At 38.8% G+C, this 17,493-nt stretch carries 19 protein-coding genes; 5 read left to right on the top strand and 14 right to left on the bottom strand.

What is annotated here, in order from left to right; all coding sequences use genetic code 11:
• Positions 1 to 35: 35 nt before the first annotated feature.
• The 8 genes from ACNQGS_RS21825 to ACNQGS_RS21790 form a co-directional block, all read right to left on the bottom strand.
• The gene (locus ACNQGS_RS21825; RefSeq protein WP_491489177.1) at positions 36 to 263 is read right to left on the bottom strand and encodes a sulfurtransferase TusA family protein; all 228 of its coding nucleotides are present in this window, start codon (positions 261 to 263) and stop codon (positions 36 to 38) included.
• Positions 264 to 357: 94 nt separating this feature from the next.
• Entirely contained in the window at positions 358 to 753 is a 396-nt protein-coding gene (locus ACNQGS_RS21820; RefSeq protein ID WP_213140704.1) for a DsrE/DsrF/DrsH-like family protein, read from the bottom strand.
• Between the two features lie 12 nt (positions 754 to 765).
• Positions 766 to 1,341, bottom strand: a complete 576-nt coding sequence (locus ACNQGS_RS21815) for a sulfurtransferase TusA family protein (protein WP_491489176.1) — start codon at positions 1,339 to 1,341, stop codon at positions 766 to 768.
• Between the two features lie 116 nt (positions 1,342 to 1,457).
• Entirely contained in the window at positions 1,458 to 1,937 is a 480-nt protein-coding gene (locus ACNQGS_RS21810; RefSeq protein WP_491489175.1) for a DsrE/DsrF/DrsH-like family protein, read from the bottom strand.
• A 351-nt stretch (positions 1,938 to 2,288) separates the two neighbouring features.
• Positions 2,289 to 2,552, bottom strand: coding sequence for a metal-sensitive transcriptional regulator (locus ACNQGS_RS21805; protein ID WP_491489174.1), 264 nt, complete (start codon positions 2,550 to 2,552; stop codon positions 2,289 to 2,291).
• A gap of 13 nt (positions 2,553 to 2,565) precedes the next feature.
• Positions 2,566 to 2,946 carry a rhodanese-like domain-containing protein gene (locus ACNQGS_RS21800; RefSeq protein WP_491489173.1) on the bottom strand — a complete coding sequence of 127 codons (381 nt, stop codon included), beginning with the start codon at positions 2,944 to 2,946 and terminating at the stop codon, positions 2,566 to 2,568.
• 146 nt (positions 2,947 to 3,092) lie between these two features.
• A complete protein-coding gene (locus ACNQGS_RS21795) occupies positions 3,093 to 5,039 on the bottom strand; it encodes a CoA-disulfide reductase (RefSeq protein WP_491489172.1) in 1,947 nt (648 codons plus the stop codon).
• A 343-nt stretch (positions 5,040 to 5,382) separates the two neighbouring features.
• Positions 5,383 to 6,639 (bottom strand): ATP-binding protein, encoded by a 1,257-nt coding sequence (locus ACNQGS_RS21790; RefSeq protein ID WP_491489171.1) that lies wholly within the window; start codon positions 6,637 to 6,639, stop codon positions 5,383 to 5,385.
• Positions 6,640 to 6,967: 328 nt separating this feature from the next.
• Between ACNQGS_RS21790 and ACNQGS_RS21785 the strand changes: the two genes are divergently transcribed.
• The 4 genes from ACNQGS_RS21785 to ACNQGS_RS21770 all read left to right on the top strand — a co-directional run bounded on the left by ACNQGS_RS21785 (position 6,968) and on the right by ACNQGS_RS21770 (position 9,145).
• Positions 6,968 to 7,222 (top strand): transcriptional regulator SplA domain-containing protein, encoded by a 255-nt coding sequence (locus ACNQGS_RS21785; protein WP_213116252.1) that lies wholly within the window; start codon positions 6,968 to 6,970, stop codon positions 7,220 to 7,222.
• A complete protein-coding gene (gene splB, locus ACNQGS_RS21780; protein WP_491489170.1) occupies positions 7,215 to 8,243 on the top strand; it encodes a spore photoproduct lyase in 1,029 nt (342 codons plus the stop codon). Before ACNQGS_RS21785 ends, splB begins: the two co-directional genes overlap by 8 nt.
• Positions 8,244 to 8,257: 14 nt before the next feature.
• Positions 8,258 to 8,680 (top strand): pyridoxamine 5'-phosphate oxidase family protein, encoded by a 423-nt coding sequence (locus ACNQGS_RS21775; RefSeq protein WP_491489169.1) that lies wholly within the window; start codon positions 8,258 to 8,260, stop codon positions 8,678 to 8,680.
• 198 nt (positions 8,681 to 8,878) lie between these two features.
• Positions 8,879 to 9,145: a hypothetical protein gene (locus ACNQGS_RS21770; RefSeq protein WP_491489168.1), complete on the top strand. Its 267-nt coding sequence runs from the start codon at positions 8,879 to 8,881 to the stop codon at positions 9,143 to 9,145.
• Between the two features lie 111 nt (positions 9,146 to 9,256).
• Here ACNQGS_RS21770 and qoxD read toward each other — a convergent pair whose 3' ends face one another.
• The 5 genes from qoxD to ACNQGS_RS21745 all read right to left on the bottom strand — a co-directional run bounded on the left by qoxD (position 9,257) and on the right by ACNQGS_RS21745 (position 14,802).
• Positions 9,257 to 9,538: a cytochrome aa3 quinol oxidase subunit IV gene (qoxD, locus tag ACNQGS_RS21765; protein WP_213140715.1), complete on the bottom strand. Its 282-nt coding sequence runs from the start codon at positions 9,536 to 9,538 to the stop codon at positions 9,257 to 9,259.
• A gap of 1 nt (position 9,539) precedes the next feature.
• On the bottom strand, positions 9,540 to 10,136 hold the full coding sequence (qoxC, locus tag ACNQGS_RS21760; protein ID WP_378581131.1) for a cytochrome aa3 quinol oxidase subunit III: 597 nt from the start codon (positions 10,134 to 10,136) through the stop codon (positions 9,540 to 9,542).
• Positions 10,136 to 12,082, bottom strand: coding sequence for a cytochrome aa3 quinol oxidase subunit I (qoxB, locus tag ACNQGS_RS21755; protein WP_491489167.1), 1,947 nt, complete (start codon positions 12,080 to 12,082; stop codon positions 10,136 to 10,138). Before qoxB ends, qoxC begins: the two co-directional genes overlap by 1 nt.
• Positions 12,083 to 12,146: 64 nt before the next feature.
• On the bottom strand, positions 12,147 to 13,064 hold the full coding sequence (gene qoxA, locus ACNQGS_RS21750; RefSeq protein ID WP_464493623.1) for a cytochrome aa3 quinol oxidase subunit II: 918 nt from the start codon (positions 13,062 to 13,064) through the stop codon (positions 12,147 to 12,149).
• Positions 13,065 to 13,416: 352 nt separating this feature from the next.
• A complete protein-coding gene (locus ACNQGS_RS21745) occupies positions 13,417 to 14,802 on the bottom strand; it encodes a S8 family peptidase (RefSeq protein WP_491489166.1) in 1,386 nt (461 codons plus the stop codon).
• A 216-nt stretch (positions 14,803 to 15,018) separates the two neighbouring features.
• On the opposite strand from ACNQGS_RS21745, the gene hpaB reads away from it, so the two are divergent.
• Positions 15,019 to 16,461 carry a 4-hydroxyphenylacetate 3-monooxygenase, oxygenase component gene (hpaB, locus tag ACNQGS_RS21740; RefSeq protein WP_491489165.1) on the top strand — a complete coding sequence of 481 codons (1,443 nt, stop codon included), beginning with the start codon at positions 15,019 to 15,021 and terminating at the stop codon, positions 16,459 to 16,461.
• A 31-nt stretch (positions 16,462 to 16,492) separates the two neighbouring features.
• Here the strand turns inward: hpaB and ACNQGS_RS21735 are convergent, their stop codons facing one another.
• The gene (locus ACNQGS_RS21735; protein ID WP_491489164.1) at positions 16,493 to 17,290 is read right to left on the bottom strand and encodes an ABC transporter ATP-binding protein; all 798 of its coding nucleotides are present in this window, start codon (positions 17,288 to 17,290) and stop codon (positions 16,493 to 16,495) included.
• Between the last annotated feature and the right edge of the window lie 203 nt (positions 17,291 to 17,493).

The following is a 17,493-nucleotide window of genomic DNA, read 5'->3' as shown; positions in this document are numbered from 1 at the left end:
CTAAAAAAAGGAACCAAAACTGGTTCCTCTTATTTTTAACCCTTTATAATCCAAAATTTTAATACACCGTTCTCTTCTTCATGCTTGACTAATTCATGACCGCCAGATTTTGCCCAAGCAGCAAGGTCATTTTTTGCCCCTTTATCAGTTGCATGTATTTCTAACACTTGACCACTTTCAAGTTCGTTCATCGCTTTTTTTGTTTTTACAATTGGCATTGGGCATGCTAACCCTTTTGCATCTAAAACTTTATTCACATTCATTATTTCTATTCCTCCTTGTTATTCTGCATGATGGACCGCACAACGGTATGGTCCGATTTCCAGTTCTTGAGCCTGTATTTTTCAAATAAAAATATTAGAATGTTAGAGTGACATCCGCGTCTTTAGCAAACTCTAAAAACGTTACTGCCCCGCCTACCTCAATTCCATCAACAAAATCTTCTGTCGCTAAACCCATCACATCCATCGTCATTTGGCAGCCAATGAATTTAACACCCATTTCTTGCGCCATAGCAGCCAATTCAGGAATGGTTGGAACATTCGCCTTTGCAAAACCTTCAGCAAAATGTTCCTTTCCTTCCGGCATTGGAAGTTGTTTGTTTGCTTCCTTATGGATTAAATTTAATCCTTCGAATGTAAAGAAAATAGCTACTTCTTGATCGGTTGCAGCGGCTGCCGTTGCGATATTAAACACTTTATAGGCATCAAATAAACCGCCATTACTTGCAATAATTGCTACTTTTTTATTCATTGTTAATTCCTCCTAATTTTTGATTAAACCAGTTGTTTTTCCATTCCATTGGCTCATTCCTGGAACCACATTAAAAACTTTTGCAAATCCCTTTTCTGCCAACTTTTGTGCTGCCATATCACTGCGGTTTCCTGTTCTGCAGACGATATAGATTTCATCCTCTTTGTTTAAATCTATTAATCTCTCTTCCAATTCACCCAAAGGGATGGAGATAGCGTTTGGAATATGGTTAAAGGCATATTCTGCCGTTTCTCTGACATCCAGTACCACGATGGTTTCATTCTCAAGCTTTGCTTCTAGCTGATCATTGTTAATCACATGCGGATGTTTATGTTCTATTATTTCTTCACCAGATGACTTTCTAAGATAATGTTTTAATATTTCTCCCTCTTCCAATGTTCCTAAATATTGATGCCCTGTGCTTTCAGACCAAGCCTTAATATCTGCTTTGGACCCTTTATCTGTTGCCTGAACTTCCAATACTTGACCTGCCTCTAATTCCTTCATTGCTTTCTTGGTTTTAACAATTGGCATGGGACATGCCAAACCTTTTGCGTCCAAAATGAAGTTTGCTTTCATGTTCTCCATCTTAAAACCTCCTAATTTGCATACCAATACGGGTATTACTTTTATTAAAAAATTACTCAACTTTCCAGGCCATCATTCCACCTGTCATATTAAAGGGGAAGATTCCTCCCCTTTCGTTAAATAAACAGATTCACATTGCCTTCTTCAGCGTCCGCTAGGTACGCAGCAACACCTGCATATTCAATGTTATCCAACAATTCCTCTTGTTGAAGACCTAACAAATCCATTGTCATGGTACAAGCCACTAATTTAACGTCCTGCTCTTGAGCCATTTCAATTAACTGAGGAAGCGGCAATGCATTGTGCTTTTTCATGATATCTTTGATCATTTTAGGACCGAAACCGGCAAAGTTCATTTTGGATAGTCCCATTTTATCTGCTCCTCTAGGCATCATTTTTCCGAACATTTTTTCCATGAACCCTTTTTTCAATGGAATCTGTTCATCTTTACGAAGAGCATTTAGTCCCCAAAACGTATGGAAAATGGTGACCTCGTGATCATAAGCAGCTGCACCATTTGCAATAATATAAGCCGCCATTGCTTTATCATAATCTCCACTAAATAGGACAATCGTTGTTTTTTTCTTTTCCGTCATGAAGCAACCTCCTGAATGTAAAATTATTAATTAAACCATTACGCGTACGGGTATTTTGAAGATCAAAAAAATTATCCTTTTTTAATCCAAAACCTTAATACCCCTTTTGCATCTAATACTTTATCTATATACATATGAAATCCTCTCCTCTTGTTTTCTCGATTACCCCAATGGGTATAATATTAAATAAAGGTAAAGCAGGTGTCAACCCTTTATATTATCTATTTACAATGAATTTTCTCCATTATTTATCCTTATATATATACCGAAAGGGGTATTTCTCTTGGGAAAATAATATACCCTCCAAGATATTTATTAACATCTTTTTGGGTATGGTATTTTCCTCTTAGGTTAACGGCTTTTTACAAGCAAATCGACAGCTTCTTTTACCATTTCTTCCATACTTCTTTCTCCTTGCTCATTCGCCTTTTGCACACATTCCACTAAATTGGAACTTACAATAACACCAATTGTCCGATCAATGGCCGTTCTCGATGCAGACAACTGAGTGATTACCTCTTTACAATCCTTGTTTTCTTCCATCATTCTCAAAATTCCTCTTAACTGTCCTTCAATACGTTTTACCCTATTTTTGATTTGATCATTATAGTCCATGTTCTTATCTCCTTTAACAACAATTATTTTCTACCTTTAATGATTTTTCCTCAATTGAAATTTTGTGATTGTCAGAAATGGAATATCCGACAACCCTAAAACCTTTATGTCTAAAAAAACGAACGCCAACATTTTTTTCAAGTGAACTCGATGCGATTATATATAAATCACCATCAGGTATTTCGTTTATATTTCTGTTCAGATAGGCAATCGGGATATTAATTGAACCTTTGATAGGATCGTTATTACATTCATTATAGTCTCTAATATCTATTATCATTATATTATCATCTTTAAGATCCTTCAAATTGATAAAATGAACACCAAGAACCGGAAAATATCTTCTATATAAAATAAATGATACAATTATTGTTAACAAAATTAAAACTATCATTTAAAGACTCCTTCAATAAAACAAATTCATTGGCAAGGTTTATAATATACCCCATTAGGTATTATTGTCAATAGAATCTAAAAAAATTTTTTTCAGTATGCAAAAAAAAAGACCGCAATGAACGTGGCGGTCTAAAGAATGATTTACTATTTACTTTTTTCAATCCAAAATTTGATCATATTTCTTTCGATTTCCGTTTTAAGGATGGTATGACCTGCATTTTTAGACCAAGCTGGCAGATCGTTTAAAGCTCCCATATCTGTAACATGCAGCTCCAATACTTGTCCGGCTTCCAATGACTCAAGACCTTTTTTTAATTTGATGATTGGCATTGGACAAGTTAGGCCAGTTACATCTATAACTGAATGGACTTTTATGTCATTTGTATTGTTTACTACAGTTTCCCCAAGGTCGTTTGTGGAGGTTTCAACATTTTTGTCTAAATTGCTTCCGTATACGGAGGAATATGTTTTCCAGCCGCCATCCACATTTTTAACCTGATAGCCGTAGTTTTTTAGAATCCTGGTCGCTAAATATCCTCTTAAACCGACCTGGCAACTGACATATATGGTCTGATCCTTAGGAAGCTCTTCTAATCGATTCCTTAAATCATTTAAAGGAATATTGATGGACCCTTCGATAAAACCAAACTCATGCTCCATTGGTTCACGAACGTCGATTAATACCCCTCCGTCTACCACGATTTTGTCAATTTCATGCCATTGTACCATTTCCAGCTCGCCTTCCATGATGTTGGAAGCCACATAACCAGCCATATTAACTGGGTCTTTTGCAGATGAGTATGGCGGAGCATAGGATAATTCAAGGTTGGTCAAATCTTCTACTGACAATCCACCTTTAATGGCGGTTGCAATCACGTCGATGCGCTTATCCACACCATCTGCCCCGACTGCTTGGGCGCCGAAAATTTTCCCGTTTTCTTTATCAAAGATTAATTTTAAAGCAATTGGTGCTGCTCCCGGATAATATCCTGCGTGTGAACTTGGGTGGATATGAACAACTTCATATGATACCCCTAAACGTTTTAATGTTTTTTCATTATTTCCAGTAGCTGCAACTGTTAGATCAAATACTTTGGCAATCGAAGTACCCATTGTTCCTTGATACTTCTCTTTTTTCCCCATCATATTATTTGCTGCAATCCGGCCTTGACGGTTTGCTGGCCCTGCGAGCGGAATCATGGCCTTTGTTCCGCTAATATAATCGACAACTTCAACCGCATCGCCAACGGCATAAATATCCTCATTAGAAGTTTGGTGGTATTCATTGATAATAATACCTCCACGCTCTCCAAGTTCTAACCCTGCAGTCTTGGCTAATTCATTTTCAGGTCTGACTCCGATAGATAGGATCGTCATATCGGTTTCTATTTCTGTTCCATCAGAAAGAATAACCTTCTTCCCTTGATCAGCAAATGATTGCACACCATTTTCTAAAATCAACTTTACGCCTTTTTCTTTTAAATGAGTGTGTAAAATACTGGCCATTTCAAAGTCAATAGGTGCCATAATTTGATTTGCCATTTCAATAATGGTCACTTCGATTCCTCTATCTACCAGGTTTTCTGCCATTTCAATTCCAATAAATCCGCCGCCAACCACAACAGCTTTTTTAGGGTTTTCGGAGTCAACATAATTTTTGATTTTATCGGTATCCGGTATATTTCTTAAGGTAAATAGTGTCTGATTTTCATTTAACCCTGGGATCGGTGGTACAATTGGTCTTGCCCCAGGTGATAATAATAACTTATCGTATGTTTCCTGGTAAACCTCACCATTTTGCAAATTCTTGATAGTTACTTTCTTATTTTCTGGATCAATGCTCATTACTTCACTTAAATTGCGAATATCAAGCTTGAAACGCTCTGACATTCCTTTTACCGTTTGTACTAATAACTTGCTTCGGTCTTTAATCGTTTCACCGATATAATAAGGTAATCCACAATTTGCAAACGAAATATGTTCCCCACGCTCTACAAGAATTATATCGACGTCTTCACTTACTCTTCTTAATCTGGCAGCTGCAGTAGCGCCGCCAGCAACTCCGCCTACGATGATTATTTTCTGTGTCATATTTGTTCCCTCCAAGTAATATTTATAAATCTTAACAACTAAGAAATAAAATTAAACATTATCAGATATACCCCAACGGGTTTTATACCTATATGGGTATTATAGAACGTAATAAAAAAATGTGAAGTTTCTTCATGAGATTTTCACATTTTCTTCACATTTAATTTTCACTAATTATTCACATTTAAGGAAAAGTGGGAGTCTAGTTTTTTAATATTAATAAAGTAAATATAATAATGCCCAAACCTGTTCATCTTAATTGGCTGATAGACAGAAATAAAAAATAGCGAAAAGCAGCAAAAATAGTATTTCCCATTAACACTGCAATCCGCCATTTTGAATTTTATCCTGAAATTGCCGGTAAAGAAAGGATGACCTCCGTACCTTTACCGGGTGAACTATGAATCTTAATCTTGCCATTCATACTTTCAATAATTCTATAAACCACCATCATCCCCAGCCCAGTTCCGTTTCCCGTCATGGTAAAATAGGGCTCGCCTAGCCTTTCAAGCACTTCTCTGCTCATTCCAACACCATTATCCAGTATATGGATGTGACATTTCCTTTCCTTGAGATCAGTTTTAATGGTGATATTTCCTCCATTCGGTAGGGCTTCAATACTATTTTTTAAGATGTTTCCCAATGCCTGTACCATTTTTGCTGGTTCTCCAAGTACATAACATTGGCAGCTATAGTGACGATTGGAGATTTGGACGTTAAACTGATTGGCATAAGGTTCCATAACCGAAACCGCTTCCTTTATGGAAACTTCTATATCCATTTTTTCCATTTGGTTTGGGTAAGGTCTTGCAAATGTTAAATAGTCTGTTACGACCCGGTCAACGCGATCCATTTCATCTAGAGCTAATTGAAATAATGAGTCCCTTTTTTCCTGAGACATGGTTTGGTCATATTTCAGTAATTGCATCATCCCGCGGGCAGTGGTTAACGGGTTTTTAACCTCATGGTTGACTGCAGCTGCTAAGTGGCTCACCGTCTCGAGCCTGGCCGCTTGAAATAGCTCCATCCGCTTTCGATAATTCTTCCGTATCGCTTCCTCAGACAAACTTACTAGAATGATCCCTAAAAGGTTCACAATGAGATAGTTAATCGAAAAATTTATGGTGTCTGATTGAATAAGGTGGTCAGATCCATAAAAAAGAACAACAACCGAAAAAAGCATATTAATGCCGGCAGCCAAAAACACTTTATTAAAAGTTTTCAATCGAAAATAAATAGGTCTAAAAAAATGACCAATGAAAAACAGTAAAATTGTACTAATGATAGAACCGAGTATACCCGGACCACCTTGAATGATTCTAATGAAAACGGTTTCGATTGCGAGTAAAAATCCGATGAAAGGGCCGCCATACAAGGTACCCAACCATAGTGGGATCCTCCGCAAATCAAAATTCAAACCGTTATCTTTATAGAAGGAAAATACCATACAAAACAATATAGCGATTCCATAGGTGATGAGAATTCCATACTTTTTTACAAATGGACTTTCAGGCTTACTTTCATTCCAAAATTGATGAACAATCATTGCGATTATGATAACCAATAAGTTAAAAAGCATATTACTGCTTTCATTAATCATTAAAAATTCCCCTTCATCTGCATTTCCTTCTATTAATTCTGCATCACATTTATTTAGTTCTTTTTGGATTAAAAACGGTTAACCTAAAAAGATATTATCATAGACGAAATAGATTTCCCATATTAGTTTAATCAAAATAGAGTGAATAATTAATCAAGAGTAGAAACGATCTTATCCTAATTTATTGTTTTAGAATTATGGTGAGTTTTTTGTGTTTTTTTTATTAATTTTTGCTGTAGAAAATAACTTCATTTAATTTGGAGAAAAATAATGAAGGATTAGCATGGATATGTTAATAAACAACATTTAGGAAAGGAAGGATGAAGCCATGTCGATTCAATCCTTTCAACCGGGACAAATAGTATATGTAATCATTCGCAACCCTCATGCACAGGATGTGGCCAATGTCCAAGAAGCAGCGGTTGTTCAAAATCCCGAGTCACCAGGTGATTTGGCGCTGTTTGTGTATGAAACCTATTATCCATTAAATGATGAAGTAGCGGTATTTAGCTCTTCTTCCGAGGCGGAAAATGCCTTTCAGGAAGCATTCGGCTACACAGAAATCGAGGGTTATTATGGTTAAACCCTTTGTCCCTCAACTTGTCTATGTAGAACCCGATGCATTGACCTATCCACTTGGAAAAGAGCTTGTGTCCAAATTTGAGAATATGGGGATTGAGATCAGGCAAACCACCTCCCATAATCAAATTCGGAATTTACCCGGGGAGAATGACTTTCAAAGGTATCGAGTCGCCAAATCAACACTCGTGGTCGGAGTAAGAAAAACGCTGAAATTTGATACCTCCAAACCTTCAGCAGAATATGCGATTCCCTTTGTGACTGGCTGCATGGGTCATTGCCATTATTGTTATTTGCAAACGACGATGGGCAGTAAACCCTATATCCGCACCTATGTCAACATTGATGATATTTTTGAAGCAGCCGAGAATTATATGAAGGAACGTGCTCCGGAACCTACACGATTTGAAGCATCCTGTACTTCGGACATCGTCGGTGTGGATCACTTAACCCACACCTTAAAAAAAGCGATTGAGTTTTTTGGTGAATCTGAATATGGAAAGCTTCGGTTTGTCACAAAGTTTGCCCATGTCGACCATTTGCTCGATGCCAAACATAATGGAAAAACCCGCTTTCGGTTTAGCATGAACAATGATTATATCATCAAAAATTTTGAGCCAGGCACCTCCCGCCAACAAGAAAGAATTGAAGCGGCCGGAAAAGTTGCGAATGCAGGATTCCCATTAGGTTTTATAATCGCCCCTATCTATTTACATGACGGTTGGAAGGAAGGCTATAAGGAAATGTTTGAAAAATTAGAGGCCGAACTTCCAAATGCAGCGAAAAAAGACTTAACCTTCGAACTGATTCAACATCGCTTTACCAAACCGGCAAAAAAGGTTATAGAAAAAAACTATCCGATGACGAAATTGGAATTGGATGAGTCGAAACGGAAATGGAAATGGGGACGCTACGGGATCGGAAAGTACGTGTATACCGACCAAGAGCAAGAGGATATCAAAGATACCTTGGGTGCATATATTCATAATTATTTCCCTGAAGCAAAAATTGAGTACTTCACTTAAAGGAGTAGATTTTCATGACAAATTCAGATCTAAAAGAAAAGGTCCAGAAGGTTATCTCTGACCACAAAAGGGGCATTCTATCGACAGTTGAAAATAATAAACCCCATTCCCGGTATATGACTTTTTATAACGACGAATTAACCTTATATACACCAACAAAAAGGGATACTGAAAAAATCGGGGAAATTGAGAAAAATCCGAACGTATCTGTTTTATTAGGCTATGAAAAAAAAGGACAAACTGATTCCTATGTTGAAATATCCGGAACTACCGCTGTTAATGATTCTGCTCAGCTGAAACAACAATATTGGGAAGAGTCATTTAATCAATGGTTCAACGGCCCTGACGATCCGAACTATATTTTTCTGGAGATAAAACCAGAAACCGTTCGTATTATGAATCTTAATGGTGAACCATCACAAGAATTGAATTTGTAGTTTCTCCCCCTTAAGGATTCAGTCGTGTAACTGAATCCTTTTTGTCTTCACGAACATATACCACATATTTGTGACAAATTTAAAATATTTTTTGACAATTTTGTGAACAAAGTTTTGACAATTTTGTGAACTCAGTGAATAATATATAGTATAAGAATTTTGGAAGTGTAAATATCCCATCCCAAGGAGGTCGTAATAATGAATTCACGAATGAAAATATTACATGCAACAAAATGGGCCGGCAGTGTTACCTTGCTAACAGGTATCATGATTTTTTTATACGGAATTGTAAGCGGTTTAATGCCGGTCACCGGGATTGGGATTGGTACCATTGTAGGAGCGGTGATGTTCTTTCTGATGGGAATGTTTTTTATCGCGACTGAGGAAATGGTAGAAAAGACGGATAAGGGATTAGAAATCACGACAATGCCAGTGAAACCGAGATTATATTTAGTAAAAAGATAAATGAAAACTCGCCGATTGGCGATTCCGATAGGACGAAGACAGAGGAGTAGTTGAATTTCATATTAGCAAAAAAGAGAGCGTCTGTAAAAGACGCTCCCTTTCTTCATTTATCTACATATCCCAAAGGAAAATGAGTAATGTTCCAAAAACGGTAATCAGGGCCATGGCAATCATAAAAAATACCTTGCCATAAATTACCCACTTATCTTCTGATTCGCCAGCGTGCATAAATACAACAAGCTGCAGAAGAGCCTGAACAAATGCTGTGGCAACTAGGACAACCATTCCTTGTGCAAAGGAGAGTTTCAAGAAATAGACTGCCAGAGCAGCTGCCGTTAGGACTAAGGAAAAGACAAAACCGATTATTTGTTTTCGTGGGAATAATTCGCTCATCTTACATCATTCCTTTCAAATAGATGAAGCTGAAGATGAAGATCCAGACGACATCCAAGAAATGCCAGTAAAGTGAAAAGATAAAGGATTTATTCGCAGTTTCAGGCGTTAAGCCGCGTTTTTTCACTTGCAAAAGGATAGCTGTTCCCCAGAATAATCCGAAGGTAACGTGCAGTCCGTGTGTACCTAATGTAGTCATCAGCATGGCAGTAAACGCGCTAGTCTGCAATGTTGCACCATCATGGATATAGGTGATGAATTCATCAATTTCAAAGCCTAAGAACCCTAAACCAAGAAGAAGTGTAATTACAAAGAAAGTCATCATTGCTTTTTTGCGTCCTAGACGCATTGCGTGAACGCCAAGTCCAATTGTAAAACTACTTGTTAATAACAAAAGTGTTTCTATTATAACCGGAGCTATTTCAAAAATCTCTGTACCACTTGGACCGCTTCCGGTTCTATGCTCTAACGTAAAGTAAGAGGTGAACAGTGTCGCAAACAGCATTATTTCAGCTGCAAGGAAAACCCAAAAGCCAAAAATATTCAGTCCGTTTTGTTTTGTACCATATTCTAATGGCAGCGAGTGATCGACGTTCATTATTTAGCACCTCGCAGTTTTGTTTCAGTTTCTTCTATTTCTTTAACAGAAATATAACGGCCATGGTCCTGTTCGAATGAGCGAAGAGCCATACATGCCAAAATCCCAATTAGTGCAAGAATTGCCGGAATCCATAAGGAGAAGACCAGTGAAAATCCTAACACGAAGAAGATCGCGCCCATAATAAATGGAACTCCGCTGTTATTTGGCATATGAATTTTTTCCACTTTACCCGGGAACAGCACATGACCTTTTTTCTTAGCATCCCAGAATGCTTCACTAGAAGCAACCTGTGGCTCAACGGCAAAGTTGTATTCCGGTACAGGAGTATGTGTTGCCCATTCAAGCGAACGTGCATCCCACGGATCTGCACCAATGTTTCTTGGTGAATAACGAACACTGTAATAAACATTATAGACAATTAACGCAAAGCTGATGGCCATAACACCTGCACCAACGAATGAAACCATATTTAATGGTCCATAACCTGTTGCTTCTGAATAAGTGTACATACGGCGTGCCTGACCGTCTAAACCAGTAATGTACATTGGGAAGAACGCTAAGCAGAATCCGATCGAAAGCGTCCAGAAAGACCATTTGCCGATTCTTTCATTCAACATAAAGCCAAACATTTTTGGCCAATAATAGGTTAGACCAGCAAGCATAGCAAATACTACACCCGGGATAATCGTGTTATGGAAGTGAGCCACTAAGAACATTGTGTTATGGTACTGATAGTCAGCAGCTGACATCGCTAGCATGACTCCTGTCATCCCGCCGATTACAAATAGCGGAATAAACCCTAGTGAGTATAACATTGGAACGGTAAATCGAATTTTCCCTTTCCATAACGTAAATAACCAGTTAAAAATCTTAACACCTGTTGGAACGGCAATCATCATTGTTGTAATGGAGAAGAAGCTGTTTGCAACTGCCCCCTGCCCCATCGTAAAGAAATGGTGCGCCCAAACCATACAGGATAGTGCTGAGATAATAACCATGGATGCAACCATTGATTTATAGCCATAAAGGTTACGGCCTGCAAAGGTTGAGATAACCTCACTGTAAATACCAAATGCAGGTAATATAAGGATATAAACTTCAGGATGTCCCCAAACCCAGAATAGGTTGGCCCAGAGCATATCCATACCGCCATTTGTCGTTGCAAAGAAATGAGTTCCGAACAATCTGTCCATGGTTCCCATCGCAAGCGCAACTGTAATGACAGGGAAAACCGTTACGATGATAAGGTTTGTTACTAAAACAGACCATGTAAACATCGGCATTTTCATTAAGGTCATGCCAGGTGCTCTCATTTTCATGATCGTTGTAATCATGTTAATACCGGTCATTAGTGACCCAATACCGGATATTTGAATCGCAATCATATAATAGTTCGTTCCGACATGTTGGCTGAAATCATTCCCTGCGAGCGGGAAATAAGAAGTCCATCCTGCATCAGGAGATCCGCCGATAACAAACGAGATATTAAACAGCATCGCACCAAAGAAGAATAGCCAGAAACTTATTGCATTTAATCTAGGGAATGCCACGTCACGTGCGCCAATTTGTAACGGCACAAGGTAGTTCATGAAGGCAAAGATAAATGGCATCGCCATAAACATGACCATGATAACCCCGTGTGTTGAGAAAACTTCATTATAATGCTGTGGATCTAGCAGTTTATTATCAGGTACAGCCAGCTGGGCACGCAGCATAATCGCGTCCACGCCACCGCGGAATAACATAATTAAGGCAGAGAGTAAATACATAATCCCAATCCGTTTATGGTCAACTGTTGTTAACCATTCGCGCCATAAATATCCCCATTTTTTGAAATAGGTTAGGCCTGCAATAATGGCAACTACTGTTAGGCCAATCGCTACCATAGATGCATAGATTGCAAGACTTGGATTTGGTATGGCAAAACGTTCAAAGAACTCCATCCTTTATTAACTCCTTTCGAGAGATTAATTTTTTCAATAATTTGTTCCATTAACCTTTTAACAATTACTCATGATTTTGGTGGTCTGACATATCCATATCCATTTCCATTTTTGAGTGGTCAGTTTGACCTTCCTCTGGTTTTGCAGATGGACTGTGATCGTGTTCCGGTGCTGGACTAAATTTTAAATGAGTCCCTGTGAATGTCATTTGTCCAAGGTGTCCCGGTTTTAATAACTCATCAAACTTTTTCTCTGATAAAGGTTTTGCCGTTTTCTTAACGTCTTTTACCCATTTATCGAAATCTTTTTCAGACATTGCTGTGACATTAAACGTATTTTCAGCCGTACCTTTACCGCTAAAGTTCGCGTTACGGCCCATCATTTCACCTGGTTCATCTGCAGCTAAATGCAGTGTGGTCACCATATCGGACATGGCGTATTTTTGTCCGCCAAGTTGTGGAATCCAGAAGCTGGTGATTGGTCCGTAGGAATAAAGCTTAAATTCAATCGGCCGGTCTGTAGGAATATACAAATAGTTGACCGTTTCAATATTTTGTTCCGGATAACTAAAATGCCATTTCCAGTCAGATGAGGATGCATAAATGACTAAAGGATCTTTATCCTGATATTTTATTGGTTTTGCTTCGACAATATTGTTACTTTGAACAGAAACGATTGAAAAATAAGTGACAATGATAACAGGAATACCGACGCAAATAAGCTCAACCCATTTATTTCCTTCAATGTGAGGCGGTTCATAATCTGGGCTTGCCTTTGAGGCACGATACTTAATTAGCACATAAATCAAAATAGCGAAAACTACAATTACTATGAACGACATGATCCCAATAGATAACAAAATATCGTGGGCTTGCCTTTCGGCTTGCGGCCCTTTAGGATCCAGAACCATAAGTGGTTCACATCCTGTAAGCACTGTGACAATAGTGAGAACAAGCAGTAACAAAGCCGATTTTACTTTCATGCTAGTACCCCTTTCTTTTATTTAAAAAATATCATGTTAAAAAAATTTTTTGTTTGTGATTTACATCACATCATTAGTAACTATCTTAATACCAAACATTATTAAAAGACACCCATTCAGAAGATTTGTCACCAAATGTTCAAAAATAATTCGACACTTTGTAAAAGTTAGGTCTATACATTTGCTTTTTTAATATAGATTTAATATTGGGCTGCGGATAGTTGAGAATTATGGAAAAGCACCCTTAAAATCCCTTCACATTTATGTTTCAATTTAAAAAATTCAGATTCACTGTATTGAAAAAAACAAAGCAAAAAAGCGATCACTACGGATCGCTTCTTTGCTTTGTTTTTTATTGATTTAATGCGCTAACAGCATTGATTAACCCAAACCCTGCCTTTTCATCATAGCCTGGTTTGAACACATCTTCCGCTGAAGATTGAATGATATTTTTTACTTGTGAAGGTTTTAATACGTCTTTTCCGTACTTCGCGATGACCACTCCCGCTAAGGCAGCTGTTTTTGGTGAAGCCATTGAGGTGCCGGCATAACCTGCATACCCCCCCGGTACCGAACTATAGCAAAGATAAGAATTGTCTCTTCCTGTTTTTGTAGCAGGATCATAATTAGGACCTAAATCTCCGCCTGGTGCCATAACATCAATTTTTCCTACCCCATAATTAGAATAGAATGCTAGATTTTTTAGAGCTCCTCCCGCTGAAACCCGAATCATGGTTTGACTGCTAGGGCTTCTGTGAACAGCACCTTTGTCGTCTCCTGCTAATTGTCCAGGACTGCTAATATCCACGCCATTATTACCGGCAGAACCAACAACTGTTACCCCCTTTTGGATGGCATATTGAATGGCTCGGTTAAATAATCGAACATCTGCTACAACATCTTTTGTAGCATACTCTGGATCTTGGAACCAGTCATAACCGCCAAGGGACATATTGACAACATCGACATTGTCGTCCGCTGCTGTCATCAGAGCCTCAGCAATATGAGCAGTTTCAGCTCCGCCAGTTGGCCCGAACACACGGTATGCCGCTACTTTCAGGTCCGGTCCAATTCCTAAAATTCTCCCCTTACCGGCAATCGAGCCAGCAACATGCGTGCCATGGCCGTCTTCATCCATTGCATCTGGATATCCCGGCACAAATGATTTCCCGTAGACGTAATTAGGTTTAATATCTGGATGTGTGTAATCAATACCCGTATCAATAACACCTACAACGATGTCATTACCGGCAACTGGCTTGCCGGTTCCTCCAGGCAAATTCCACGACTCACCATTGTTCGTTACCTGTTGGATATCCCACTGATAATTTTTATAGACATCTGCTCCGTCAGTTATATCATCCAGTGCAACTGCTTCCTGATATACTGGTTTTTCAGGGTAAATGGTATTCTCAACCCCTGCATCCAAAACAAGACTCGATTTTTTCACCTTATCTAGAAACGCAGTATTCGTTGAACTTACTTCAACAGCCCCCAGCTTATCCAGCTTCCCTGTCACTTTCCCGCCGGCGTCCTTAATCATTTTTTCATATCCTGCCGGAAGCTGGGATTGATCCTTAAAAATTACTATGTACTCCTTGTTCACAGGTGCAGCACTGCTTTTTGAAATCCCTCCGCTAAATATAACGGATGCTCCCAAAGCAACGGATAAAGCGCTTCCAATAATCTTCTTCTTCATCGTTTCAACCTCTCCCTTTCTCTTTTTCTCAATTTTCATTATATTATTTTAAAGAGACTGTAGACATTCTACTAAAGTCCTCATTACAATCTTTTTATACGCCGCTTTTTTCCTATTTTTGAATAATTACCCACCAGGACTTCCACCGATACCCAAATTCGTCCAATTGTTTGGATAACCCATGCAGGACAAACACTTTCCCAATAAAATAAATTACAAAACTTTTTAATGCTCCATATTTTAGGGAGTGGTCAAATGGGAGCAATTAACGGAAAAGAATTTATCGAACGTATGGATCGTTTAAACAAGGAAATTTGGCTGGATGGAGAACGGTTGGAAGGGAAAATTTCTGAACATCCGGCATTTAGAGGTCTTCTTCAAAGCAAAGCATCTTTATATGATTTGCAGTTTGATTCGACCATGAAAGAAAAGCTAACCTTTTTATCCGATGAGACCCAAGAGCAGATTGGGCTATCCTATTTACAGCCACGGACGAAAGAAGATTTAAAAAGAAGGCGGACCATGATCGAAATTTGGGCCAGGCATACCAATGGGCTGATGGGTAGAAGTCCGGATTATATGAATTCAGTCGTTATGGCCTTTGCCTCCTCCGCCTTATTTTTAAAAGGGAGTGAGAATTGCTTTCCGGAAAATATTATTTCCCTCTATGAAAGAGCAAGGAATCAAGATCTCTCGTTTACCCACACCTTTATAACCCCTCAGGTTAACCGGTCGCAAATCAACTTTGAAAAATCGAAAGAACCAATTGCCGCCAAAATTGTCGGGAAAAATGAAAAGGGAATTATTGTCAAGGGGGCTCGCCTGTTAGCGACCCAAGGCGGTTTAACGGATGAAGTTCTGGTTTATTCAGCCGGCGGAGTGACAAATGATGCGGATGCCTACGCATTTTCCATCCCTTCTGATACGAAAGGACTTAAATTTCTTTGCAGGGAGTCGTTTGTAGGCGGTAAGTCAGCCTTTGATTATCCGCTCAGCTCGCGTTACGAAGAAATGGATACGATTTTAGTATTTGATAATGTGGTAGTTCCCTGGGAGAGAGTCTTTTTTTACGAAAATGTCGATGCAGCAAATGAATTCATGGAGAAAAGCTCATTCTACCATCACGCCTACCACCAGGCCATCACTAGGCAGGTTGTGAAAACAGAATTTCTATTGGGACTTGCCGAATCCCTTTCGGATACAATCAATGTTTGCGGATATCAGCATATTCAGGAAAAACTTTCTGAAATCATCATCGGACTTGAAACGATGAAGGCGCTGCTGCTCAAGTCTGAGGAAGAGGCAGAATTGGATGAATGGGGTTATATGAGACCAAGCCTCATTCCTCTTAAAGTCGCTAGCAATGTCTTTCCAAAAATTTATCCTAGATTCAGCGAAATCATTCAATTAATTGGCGCAAGTGGAATGGTTACCTTGCCGACTGAAAAGGACTTTAATTCCCCTATAAAACAGGATTTGGAATCCTATCTGCAAGGTACCAGAAAACATGCTGAGGACCGCGTCAAACTTTTTCGATTGGCCTGGGACTTGACGATGAGCTCATTTGGCACAAGGCAAACCCAGTATGAACGGTACTTCTTCGGCGACCCTGTCCGCTTGTCGAGCGGCTTGTATCAGACCTATCCAAAAGAGGAATATTGCAAGCGAATTAAAGATTTGCTTAATTTAAAAGAATAGGATATCCCTGCATACGGGATATCCTATTCTTCTAACTATTTTGATGTGTCACCTGCACCTTCGACAGCAATGGTCTTTTATTTTCCCAAGAAACCCGAACCGGCAGATTAAAAAATTGGGTAAGGCTCTCGCTCGATAACAGTTCATTGGTGTTTCCGTACGCAAAAACCTGCCCCTCCTTTAGCAACAAGGTTTTATTGAATACAGGCAGAATCTCTTCAACATGATGAGTAACATAAATAATCGCTGGTGCATATGGGTTTTTAGCAATCGTTTCGATTGTTTCCAATAGTTTTTCACGGGCAATAAAGTCCAGACCGTTCGTTGGCTCATCGAGAATCAGCAAAGACGGGTCAGCCATTAACGCGCGGGCAATTAACACCCGCTGTTTCTCCCCTTGCGATAAAGTTTCATAATTTCTGTTAGCATAATCGATGCAGCCAAGCTCCTCGAGTAAAGAAATGGCCTTGCTTCGTATTTCGTCTGTAGGAGCTTCATAGAGACCAATGGAAGCGTATGCTCCGCTTAGTACCACTTCAAAGGCATTATCGCCCGGGTGAAATTTTTCCTGAAGTGAGGATGAAACAAAGCCAATTTGCTTGCGCAGCTTTTCAGCAAGATAGGTTTTCCCAAACTCCATTCCTAAAACATTAATTTTTCCCTTTGTCGGGAAATTATAGGCGTTCAGCAAATTTAGAATGGCCGTTTTACCAGAACCGTTTAAACCGAATAAAACCCAATGCTCCCCTTTTTCTATTTGCCAATTGACATTTTTTAAAATCCATTTGTCGCCCCGTTTGAGCGAAACGTCCTCTAGTTGCAGAATCATTATTTTACTCCCCTCTTATGATGATCTTTATACATAATATAGTATCAAAATTTTCTAAAAGTAAAAATATTGAGAGTTTTCCACTCAAAAAAAAAGCAATTATGAACATTCTTTGAAACTATTCTATTTATAAGGGTTTCCCCAACTTTGGCCGCATAATTCTACAAATTTCTTGGTTTACGATTGCTATATTTTGAACGTAA

Source organism: Neobacillus sp. PVCKKU3, from assembly GCF_058323225.1.
This window is presented reverse-complemented; position numbering and strand designations above follow the sequence as displayed.